The organism is Microcoleus sp. w1-18aA5 (assembly GCF_036701705.1).
In the GTDB taxonomy this organism is placed as follows: Bacteria; Cyanobacteriota; Cyanobacteriia; order Cyanobacteriales; family Microcoleaceae; genus Microcoleus.
In genome coordinates, this window is sequence record NZ_JAUPTE010000127.1 from 1 (window position 1) to 9,984 (window position 9,984).

Here is a 9,984-nt window from a genome sequence, read left to right on the forward strand (position 1 = left end):
CGTGAGGCTATTTCTGCCCATTCTTGTGACTTGGCTCGGCCTGATCTCATTCCCGAATTTCAGACCTGAATCCTTACGGCATCTATTTCGAGCCATTGATATTTGATAAACCGCCACAAAATCTCAATTAAATTCAATTCAGGTGAATAAGTAGGCAATTCAAATATAGTTAAACCGCGTTCTTTCCATTCTTCAATTTTCTCGAAAATGGCATTGCTAGTATGGATAGAAGCTTGATCTAGTACAATAACTGTTGGCCGCTCCACCACAGCAAAGAAAGTATCTATGCAGGCTATGATTACATCAGAATTAATAGTCTGCTCTGAAACATAAGCAGGTCGAGTGTTTTGCCGATTCATGATTCCCAAGACATTTAAACGCTTTGTTCTACGACTATCAATTGACAAATATTCACCAATATCTTGCCATCCATAAGGGACACAAGGGATGCCACAAAATCCGGACTCATCCAAATAGTATAAATCAATTTTTCCCTCATCTTCTAATTGTTTTAATTCTGACAACTTTTCTTTTTTTCCCTTGTATTCTATGGGGTCTGGCTTGCCGCCAACACCTCGACGCATCCTATGCCAACTCATCCTTTTTTTTTAATTATTTTCTTAATTGTTTCTGTACTTATATTAACAGACCATTCTTTTTTGATTTTTTGTACTACTTGCTTTAATTGTTTGGGTTGCAATTTTACCCAGTCTCTAATTTGATCTGATTGTGCGGAATTAAATGTTTCTTTTCTGCCTCTACCTGGTTTATTATATAATCCGAGCATTCCCTCATCTTCCCATCGATTCAACCAGTTATACATAGTCTTATAACTAACTTTAAAAATTTTCATTAAATTTTCATTCTTGATATTTTGTGAAGCCAAAATTAAAAAATGTGCTCTTTGGCGCACTTACTTGATGATGTCTGCTTTCGCGATAAATTCGGTTTAGCAATTTTAAGGAAAGTGGGTTAATATCTCGAAGTAAAAACATATAAAACCTCTTTAAACACAACTTGATGTTTTTTATTATATCATATTAGTTGTTTGTGTAATTAATTTTGTTTGACTGCTTATGAGGCAGTATCCATCCCTAGTGGAAAAAGTTTTTTTTTGGGAGTTTTCGCATTTAGACAAAGTTTGTTTTGAAGCATATTTACAACTTTTGTCAAGACAATATCCTCATGAATTACACATCATTCAAGTAGATAACGCACCCGCTCATAATTTAAGCTCATCTGAATTACCAGACAATATCATTTTACTATTTCAGCCTCCGGCTTGTCCTGAAGTAAATCCCACAGAAAGAGTGTGGGAATATCTGAAAGATTTTTTAGCGAAAGTCAGTGTTTAGTAATCTGGACGAACTTCGCATAAGAGTCCAGGAAATTTTGGTATCTTTCACCGATCGTGTCATGGGTTTTCTCACCGGATGGTCTTGGATTTTACATTCTTTATCTCTATCAATACTCCGGACAGTTTTTGAGATCGAGGCTGAAACCCTCATTCTACCGTTAGCATTCGACCTCACTGAGAAGGCTGAAACCCTCATTCTGCCGTTAGTGATTGAAAACTGTCCGGACTATTGTCTATCACATCTTTAAAAAAATGGTATTACACTATTGGTGCGCCAGTTATAGCGCCCCTCAATCGATTTTAGATTTTAGATTTAGATTTTAGATTGAAGAAAGCGACCCCACTGATAAATCCGGGGGCTGGCGATCGGGATTCGGAGCTTTTTTCTCGATCCACGAATCAATCCGGGGGCCCCGGATTAAATTGCTTGATTGTCAATTGCAGGCTTTCAGGAATGCGGTTGCGGTGAAAGTTATTCATCCATTCGCATCAGCTTGCGGTAAAACGTTTTAGAAAAATCGACGGTACGAGTTCGCTGAAAAGTCAGGAGAACCTCAATTAAGCAACTAACAAACTCAGAGCTTTGCATAGTCACTTCGTAGCTGAGTTCAGCATTGCCGTCAAACAACACCCGACAGCGGGTTAAGTCGATCGGCAGCGACGAGATATTCCAACTAGCGACAAAGGGCACGCTCTCCCCGCCGTCAATTTTTCTTGCCCCCTCCAAGCTTTTGAGCTTGTAGAGGCCAATAGCGTGCGGTAAAAACTTGCGCCTGGGCTCTTGACAGAAAGGCGCGTAGACTTTCACTTCTTTGTCATCGGCTGGCTTGAGTTGAGGAATAGACATATTTCCACCTTAGACAATTATTACTAACAGATAGTTTAGATCCCCAGAAAAAACTAGCAGATATTCCTGGTCGATCGCAAGCAAAAGTCAGTCGATTTTAGATTTTAGATTTTAGATTTTAGATTTACAGCACAAAAGATGAATCTGCCAGCAAGAAGGGGAGTTGAAAATTTGGGGTGGCGAACAACTGAAGTCTGGAGGCTTGTATCCATTTGCGGGTAAAGCCAAATACTTTATGCAGCACCCGTTTACCAATGCCGTACAAACACCTAACCCGCTGGTTGTCCTCCCGTCCGCTTTCGACAAAAGCCCAGAAACTGATACAGTAGATGCTTATATCTAAAATCAAAAACTATTGGTGGTTGAATCAAGTAACCTATGCAGGAGAGTTCTTGGCCAGAAAACGACGCTCGCAGCGAGCTTAACTTGGACATCTCTGATTTAGCTCAAGAAGAGCTCAAGAGTTTGACCTCGCACTCGAAGCTCAGCAAAGTATTTGCTATACCAGACATTGGCGACAGGGTGTTTGACGCGGAAACAAAAGCAGATATCCCGGTGGCGGTGTCTGTGCCGGGAACTCCCTCTTTTCCTCAAAATCTGTACCGGGGACGCCGCGGAAAAGCCGCCGCAGTGCTGACTGCAATTTGGGCCGGCACGATCGCCCTGCACTTGATTTCTTGGGGTGCGTGGGTAGTGTGGGGGTTGACTGGACTGCTGTGGATGCAAGCATTTCGAGTGTTGTTTGCGGAACCCAAGCCCGCACTGCCGCCTCTTGCCGATGAAAGTCGGGAGGATTGGCCTTATGTGTCCCTGCTGGTAGCGGCGAAAAATGAGGAAGCGGTGATTGCCCGATTCGTAGAATCCATCTGCAATATAGATTATCCGATCGACCGCTACGAAGTTTGGGCGATCGACGATCACAGCAGCGACGCCACGCCGCTAGTATTGGAACAGCTAACCAAAAAGTACCCCCAGCTCAAAGTATTTCGCAGAGGAGCAAATGCCAGCGGCGGCAAGTCGGGAGCACTGAATCAAGTGTTACCGCTGACTCGCGGGGAATTTGTGGGAATATTTGACGCCGACGCGACGGTAACGCCGGATTTGCTGCGCCGGGTGCTGCCAGTGTTCCAAGGAGAAAAGGTAGGGGCTGTGCAAGTCAGAAAAGCCATCGCCAATGCTTCGGTAAATTTTTGGACTCGTGGCCAAGAAGCAGAAATGGCTCTCGACAGTTTTTTCCAGCAGCAGCGGATTGCGATCGGCGGCATTGGAGAATTGCGCGGTAACGGCCAATTCATGCGCCGCACCGCCTTGGAAAGCTGCGGAGGCTGGAACGAGGAGACGATTACCGACGACCTGGATTTGACCGTGAGGCTGCACCTAAACCGATGGGACATTGAATTTCTCGCTTTCCCGGCCGTGTCAGAAGAAGGAGTCACTAACGCTCGCGCTCTGTGGCACCAGCGCAATCGCTGGGCAGAAGGTGGCTATCAGCGTTATCTTGACTACTGGCGACTAATTTTGCGGAACCGCATGGGAACTGGGAAAACTTGGGATTTATTTGGATTTTGGGTATCTCAATATTTCTTACCCACAGTAGCGCTACCCGACTTTGTGATGTCAATTGCGCTGCGCCGGATGCCGATCGCCAGTCCCATAACTTTTATGACCCTTACATTGTCGGTGGTGGGAATGTTTGTCGGTTTGCGTCGCACTCGCAAAGAGACCAAATTTGATGTTAAAAGAGTTTTTGTCACCTGGCTGCAAACGCTGCGGGGTACTGTGTATATGTTCCACTGGCTGCTGGTAGGGACTGTAACGGCTCGGATTGCGGTACGGCCCAAGCAGCTCAAATGGGTCAAAACCGTCCATCAAGGCGCTGTTAATAGCATCAAGTAAACAATTCGCAGAAATATCTCGGCACAGTATCGCCGAACGTCCGAAGATTTTCTGAGACAAAAAAACACCAACGCTCGCCCAATATCTCCCCGCTAGAGCCTAAGAGTAAAATTTAGAAATTCCGAGAAAAAAACACTTTGAAACAGCTTAGGTAATAGGTAATCGGCGAGCGGTAATAGCGAATAAGTAATCGGCAATACAAAAGTCTAAATTTAAAAGATAAAAGCGAGAATTTTTAACTTTTAACTTGACAAAAAACCAATTACTATCTATTAATTATGAATTGCCAATTAGGACGAATTGCTTGTTGCCAACTACCCGTCACCCGTAATTGATAATGGATTTGTTAGAGTACCAAGCTAAATCTTTATTTCGACAGATGGCAATTCCGATTTTGCCCTCGCAGCGGATTGACAATCCCGCCGACCTCAAAGGACTGAAAATTCCTTACCCAGTTGTACTCAAATCGCAAGTGCGGGCTGGGGGACGGGGCAGGGCGGGCGGTATCAAGTTTGTAGAAAATACGATCGATGCAGTAGCTGCCGCCCAAACAATTTTTAATTTGCCGATCGAGGATGAATATCCCCAAGTCCTGCTGGCAGAAGCAAAGTACAATGCCGACCAAGAATTGTACTTAGCGGTACTCCTAGACCCCGTAGCGCGCCGCCCGGTGCTTCTGGGTTCGAGCCAAGGAGGTATGGATGTCGAAGGGTCGATCGATCAAATGCAGCAAGTTGCCGTAGATCAAGAATTTTCCCCATTCTACGCGAGGCGTCTCACGCTGAAAATGGGATTGCAGGGAGACTTGATTCAATCGGTGAGCACCATTGTCGAAAAAATGTACCGACTGTTTGTCGAAAAAGATTTAGACCTAGTAGAAATCAATCCTCTCGGCATCAGTCCCAGGGGAGAGGTAATGGCTTTAGACGGTAAAGTCACCGCCAACGACGATGCCTTGGGACGACATCCAGATTTGGCAGCACTCTCGGAGAAGAAGCTCTTGGGCGGGTTGGCACGGGAAAGAAGAAGTCCCCATGCTGGGGGCGATCGCTCCCATTCCCAGTCCAAGGTTCAGCAGTCGCCGGAGTTTGACCCCAAATCTAAATCCCCAATCTCGAATTCCCAATCCCTGCAATTAATCGAACTAGACGGGAATATCGCGATTTTGTGCAACGGAGTGGGCCTGACAATGGCAACTCTAGATGCTGTAACCCACCAAGGAGGAAAACCCGCTAATTTTGTGAATATTGGTTCCCTAGACCGCTACTATGCAGCAAATGCCCTGCGCGATCGCGTGGAGTTGGGTCTGGAGTTAGTCGCTCAGGATAAAAGCGTTAAGGTGATACTTGTAAATATTTTGGGCAGCGCCTCCAAGACCGAGGAAATAATCGCTGCAGTAGCCGTCTATTTGGAACGGAAAGCTCGCGCTAACCGCCACATCCAAATTGTGCTGCGGCTGGTAGAGATCGATGCTGATGCTGTTAAAAAGCGTTTGGGACAGTTGCCGGTGCAGTTAGCTAGCACTTTGGATGAGGCCGCGGCCGCTTCTGTATCCTCCGCCAAGTAGCGGCAGTCGATCGGCAAAAAACGAGATTTCTGTACAGATCAAGGCTTTCTGCTTTTAACAGATCGAGTGTCAAGTGGGAAAAAATGAATTTAACTCCTGAAAGCAAAGTCCTAGTACAGGGCATTACAGAATCTCCCGCGTCCACCCGCGCCGCCCTGAGGATGAAAGCATACGGCACGAATGTAGTCGCCGGTGTTAGTCCCGGTCGGGGGGGGCAGGAAGTGGAGGGAATTCCGATTTTTGATTTGGTAGAACAAGCAGTGGCGGCAGTGGGTCAGGTTGACACTGCGGTAATTTTGGTAGAGGCTTACTCGGTGCTGGATGCTGCTTTAGAAGCGATCGCCGGAGGAATTCGGCAAATCGCGATCGTTACTGGGGGAGTGCCTCCTCTGGATATGGTGCACTTAGTCAGAAAAGCAGAAGCCACCGAAACTTTGGTAATCGGGCCCAACAGTCCGGGGATTATTGTGCCCGACAAACTGCTGCTGGGAACTCACCCCAAGGAATTTTACACTCCCGGCCCGGTGGGAGTGATCAGCCGCAGCAGCACTTTGACTTACGAAGTTGCCCTAGAACTGACGGAGGCTGGATTGGGACAGTCGATGGCGGTTTGTATTGGCTGCGACGCGATTGTCGGTTCTTCTTTTATGCAGTGGCTGCAAATTTTGGACGAAGACGACAGTACCGAAGCGATGGTTTTGGTAGGGGAAGTTGGCGGGTGGAGTGAACAAGCTGCTGCTTCTTACATCGCCTCGGCGATCGACAAACCCGTGGTTGCTTATCTGGCCGGCCGCTACGCTCCCAAGGGGCCGTCTTTAGGCCACGCCGGCATCCTGATCAGTTCTCGGGCCGCTGCCCAGAAAGCCTTTGGAGTTTCGGCCCCAAACAAAATGGCTGCCTTTGAAGAGGCGGACATACCTGTGGCGGCTCGACCTTCAGAAATTCCTAAGTTGCTCAAAAAATTGCTCAAGAAAAATTGATTGCCTTGGGAGTTTTCACAAAAGTCCTAACCCTCTTGGGGGTTGGGATAGGGGTAGGGCGGGGGCGGGTTGGGTCTCAAAAGTGTCTGCAGAATGCCACAACAGCCGCTTCAACCCGCCTTTAGGACATATTTATGATTTTTTTACCAAAGTCCTCTGATCGGCGTCACAGGCTGCGGTGCGGGTGCTGGCAAGGGGGCGGCGCGGCGTGGCGCTGGAGGCGGAGTTGTTGGCTGCACGCTCCGGCGAGGTTCGATCGGACTTTCGGTGGAATTGGTTTCAGTTGTGCGAGTTGTCGATCTCGTCACATCTTGAAGCAGGCTTCGCAGAGTTCCAGCTATACTCTGAACTTTCCCAACAGCGGTGCGAAGGCTGGCAACATCTACGTAAACCTCGTTGAGAGGATACTTTTTCAGGATTTCCAGCAGCGATACCTTACCGTCATCCCCGGATGCCAAGATCACCGCTGCCCGCAAAGCTTTCCCGCTTTCTGTGCGGCGCTGAGTCCGAATTGCTTGACCGATGTCGTCAGTGATTTTTTCTCCTGGGGTGCTGTAAACCACCCGGGCCAGATTAGCAGGCTTTAAACCAATTTCTAAACCCATGAAACCCCGCAGTATTTGCGCGTCCATTTTGGAGACCCGGATAATTTGTTGGAGGGTTGGCGTCGTCGTGCCGTTTTTAGCAAAGTCTTCTAAGTCGCTGATATTGATGGCTTGTCTGATCGGGCCAAATGTGAGGACAACTTTTTCGGCCCCTAATGCTCTACTGCTGCTAGATAATATGCTCCCGCTTGCTCCTAAAAGTAGCGCAATGCCGATCGATACAAATTTTGTTAATTTCATATTCACCGCTACATTAAAATTATTTTTTCGAGATTTGTACATTTTTGTACATTATAGATGCAGCAGTTATATTCTACAAGGTCGCCAGTGTAATTTGTGCCCGCGTCACACCGACAATCTCGACCGAGACTTTTTCTCGATCTTGACTTTAAAAATAAGTAACCATATCTGCCGAAATCTTTTCGCTTCTATTCCTTCTGCCTTCTACCTTCTCAATTTTCAGCCTTCTATATCACAGTGTCTTCCACCTTCTACATAAGTGCCTTATAAAAATTATAGGAACTGCCCTGACGGGAGGACGTTCTTAATTGCACAAACATAAGGGGTCGATTGTTTCTTCTTTCTCTCTTAGGCAACTAAATCCCTCTTTCTTCTTCCTTCCTTCTCGCTTCTTCTTCCTTCTTCCCTTCCTCTTCCTTCTTCCTTCTGCTATATGTTGAAAACCAAGCGCAAATCCAAGAAATCAAAACACAAGCACAGCGAAAAAACAACAGCGCTCAGCAAAAAAGAAGTAGCTGCACAAAAACGCAAAATTTCAGAAAAGCGCAATGAATTGGTGCAGGCGATCGCCATAAGCTGCTTAGTCAGCGTTGCTCTCAGCATTCCCCTGTTGTTCGTAGCCCACCCTAAGATTGCTATTGCAGGAGGCGCAGCCGCAGCCATTTTGCTGCTTTCCTACAAATACCCCCGTCAAGCTTTATGGACTTTTCTAATTTACCTGCCTTTCAGCGGTACAATTACCTACGCAATTGGCGGCGGGAATGCTGCATTTCAAGTAGCCAAAGATGCTTTCTACATACCAGCTCTCATCGCCCTAATTCAAAGCTGCAAAAAGAAACAGTTGCGCCTGTTCATTCCCAAACAAATGCTTTCTACCTTTAGCATCCTGTTGATGATGGCAATGCTGACTTTAATTTTTGTCAACGGGGAGATGCAGCTCAACCCTAGGCCGGGCGACAAACCAATTCTGCAAGGAATTCTCGGCTTAAAAGTATTGATAGGTTACATACCGCTGATTGCTTGTACCTATTATCTGCTCCGCACTAAGAAGGATTTAGTATTTTTTAGTCGAATGCACATCGTTTTGGCGATCGTTTGCTGCCTTCTCGGTTTGATTCAGTACCTGTTGCTGCAAAGTGGAAAGTGTGCAGGAACCAGAGGCATGACCGGAGCAGAATTATATAAAGCAACGCTGGAAGCTCGATGTTTTGTCGGCGGTTCTTTGGTGTTCAGTCCAGAAGTCAAGTTTGTCCGCTTGCCGGGAACTTTTGTCGCGCCTTGGCAGTGGGCGTGGTTTTTAATTTCTAATGCTTTTTTAACCTTTGCCTCTGCCTTTTGCGACCCTTCATTCTGGTGGCGAGTTATCGGTTTATTTGGCATGGCATTAGTATTTGCCAATGCAGTTATTTCCGGTCAAAGAGCTGCTTTAATTATGGTTCCCGTTGCTACAGCAATCCTGCTAGTTCTCACCGGTCAATTAGTTAATTTCAAACGATTTATTCCCATCGGTGCAGGACTGGCGATTCTGCTGTTTGTCGGTGCAGCTATTAACCCGGGAATTATCGAGCAACGGTGGGATAGTTTTGTTAGTCGCTGGAATGCTGCACCGCCCCAGCAGTTTCTCTTTAATCAGTTCGAGCAGAGCAACAATTTTATCATTGACAAACCTCTTGGTAAAGGTGTGGGACGAGCCACTAATTCAACACGAATATTTGGTGCCACGCAGCTAATTGAAACTTTCCAACCTAAGTTGATATACGAACTCGGTTATCCGGGAATGATTAGTTTTCAGGTAATGCTTTTACACTTAGCTTTTCTAACTTTTAGAGCTTACCGATCTGTCAAGGACAAAAGTTTGCGGAGTTACGGAGCTAGTTTTTGGGTGTTTGTTGCATTTATTACGATCAATACTCAATACTATCCGCTGGATGTAGATCCAGTGTCCGTGTATTACTGGGTTTTAGCTGGGGCGATTTTAAAGTTGCCCAAAATTGATAAACAGGTGCAGGATGAAAAACACCAGGAAGTTGAGTCAAATGAATTGCAAGTTCACCAGCCATTAAAGGAGAAAAAAATTATTGCATCTTCCCCAATTTGAGAATATTTTTGATTGTTCAGTTTCGTGGATTCTTTCTTGTTCAGTAACCCGCTTTCGCTCCAAGGCGATCCAAAGATAGCCCGCCCTCCTGGGTTTATTTGTGCTAAAACCCACCCCTACAGCATATTTTGGCTTTTAACTTTACTGCGGTTGCCAAACCGGAGTGTCAGGATTCAAATCTTTGTCGTTTGTCAATTTAGTCAATCCCGAACCGTCTCGATTAATTACATACAAGTTGTTTTTGTCGCCTTCGGTTTCATTATATATAAAAGCAATTTGCTGGCTGTCAGAAAACCAAGATAATTGCTGGGGGGTGACAACCAGCCTGAAACCGAGAGGTGGTGAGGATTGAGCCAATCCGCTGCTCAAAAAAGATAGGCAGCATAATTGTTAC

11 protein-coding genes are annotated in these 9,984 nt (G+C 46.1%); 6 read left to right on the top strand and 5 right to left on the bottom strand.

Annotation, left to right across the window (positions count from 1 at the left end; all coding sequences use genetic code 11):
• Positions 1–59: 59 nt before the first annotated feature.
• On the bottom strand, positions 60–584 hold the full coding sequence (locus tag Q5691_RS26665; RefSeq protein ID WP_333348139.1) for an IS630 family transposase: 525 nt from the start codon (positions 582–584) through the stop codon (positions 60–62).
• An 11-nt stretch (positions 585–595) separates the two neighbouring features.
• Positions 596–913, bottom strand: a complete 318-nt coding sequence (locus Q5691_RS26670; RefSeq protein WP_333348142.1) for a helix-turn-helix domain-containing protein — start codon at positions 911–913, stop codon at positions 596–598.
• A 184-nt stretch (positions 914–1,097) separates the two neighbouring features.
• On the opposite strand from Q5691_RS26670, the gene Q5691_RS26675 reads away from it, so the two are divergent.
• The gene (locus Q5691_RS26675; protein ID WP_333348145.1) at positions 1,098–1,355 is read left to right on the top strand and encodes a transposase; all 258 of its coding nucleotides are present in this window, start codon (positions 1,098–1,100) and stop codon (positions 1,353–1,355) included.
• Positions 1,356–1,829: 474 nt separating this feature from the next.
• Here Q5691_RS26675 and ebsA read toward each other — a convergent pair whose 3' ends face one another.
• Positions 1,830–2,204, bottom strand: coding sequence for a type IV pilus biogenesis protein EbsA (gene ebsA / locus Q5691_RS26680; RefSeq protein ID WP_006634686.1), 375 nt, complete (start codon positions 2,202–2,204; stop codon positions 1,830–1,832).
• A 163-nt stretch (positions 2,205–2,367) separates the two neighbouring features.
• Between ebsA and Q5691_RS26685 the strand changes: the two genes are divergently transcribed.
• The 4 genes from Q5691_RS26685 (at position 2,368) to Q5691_RS26700 (ending at position 6,647) form a co-directional block, all read left to right on the top strand.
• Positions 2,368–2,547 carry a hypothetical protein gene (locus Q5691_RS26685; RefSeq protein ID WP_333216732.1) on the top strand — a complete coding sequence of 60 codons (180 nt, stop codon included), beginning with the start codon at positions 2,368–2,370 and terminating at the stop codon, positions 2,545–2,547.
• A gap of 35 nt (positions 2,548–2,582) precedes the next feature.
• Complete coding sequence (locus Q5691_RS26690; protein ID WP_333348148.1) at positions 2,583–4,100, top strand: glycosyltransferase family 2 protein; 1,518 nt, start codon at positions 2,583–2,585, stop codon at positions 4,098–4,100.
• Positions 4,101–4,437: 337 nt separating this feature from the next.
• A complete protein-coding gene (locus Q5691_RS26695) occupies positions 4,438–5,667 on the top strand; it encodes a succinate--CoA ligase subunit beta (protein WP_333216729.1) in 1,230 nt (409 codons plus the stop codon).
• Between the two features lie 83 nt (positions 5,668–5,750).
• Complete coding sequence (locus tag Q5691_RS26700; protein WP_333348151.1) at positions 5,751–6,647, top strand: CoA-binding protein; 897 nt, start codon at positions 5,751–5,753, stop codon at positions 6,645–6,647.
• Positions 6,648–6,790: 143 nt separating this feature from the next.
• Here Q5691_RS26700 and Q5691_RS26705 read toward each other — a convergent pair whose 3' ends face one another.
• Complete coding sequence (locus Q5691_RS26705) at positions 6,791–7,492, bottom strand: alpha/beta hydrolase (RefSeq protein ID WP_333312303.1); 702 nt, start codon at positions 7,490–7,492, stop codon at positions 6,791–6,793.
• A gap of 433 nt (positions 7,493–7,925) precedes the next feature.
• On the opposite strand from Q5691_RS26705, the gene hpsL reads away from it, so the two are divergent.
• Complete coding sequence (hpsL, locus tag Q5691_RS26710; RefSeq protein WP_333217106.1) at positions 7,926–9,590, top strand: hormogonium polysaccharide biosynthesis protein HpsL; 1,665 nt, start codon at positions 7,926–7,928, stop codon at positions 9,588–9,590.
• A gap of 141 nt (positions 9,591–9,731) precedes the next feature.
• On the opposite strand, the gene Q5691_RS26715 is transcribed toward hpsL, so the two are convergent.
• Entirely contained in the window at positions 9,732–9,947 is a 216-nt protein-coding gene (locus Q5691_RS26715) for a hypothetical protein (protein ID WP_333312301.1), read from the bottom strand.
• Positions 9,948–9,984 lie beyond the last annotated feature (37 nt).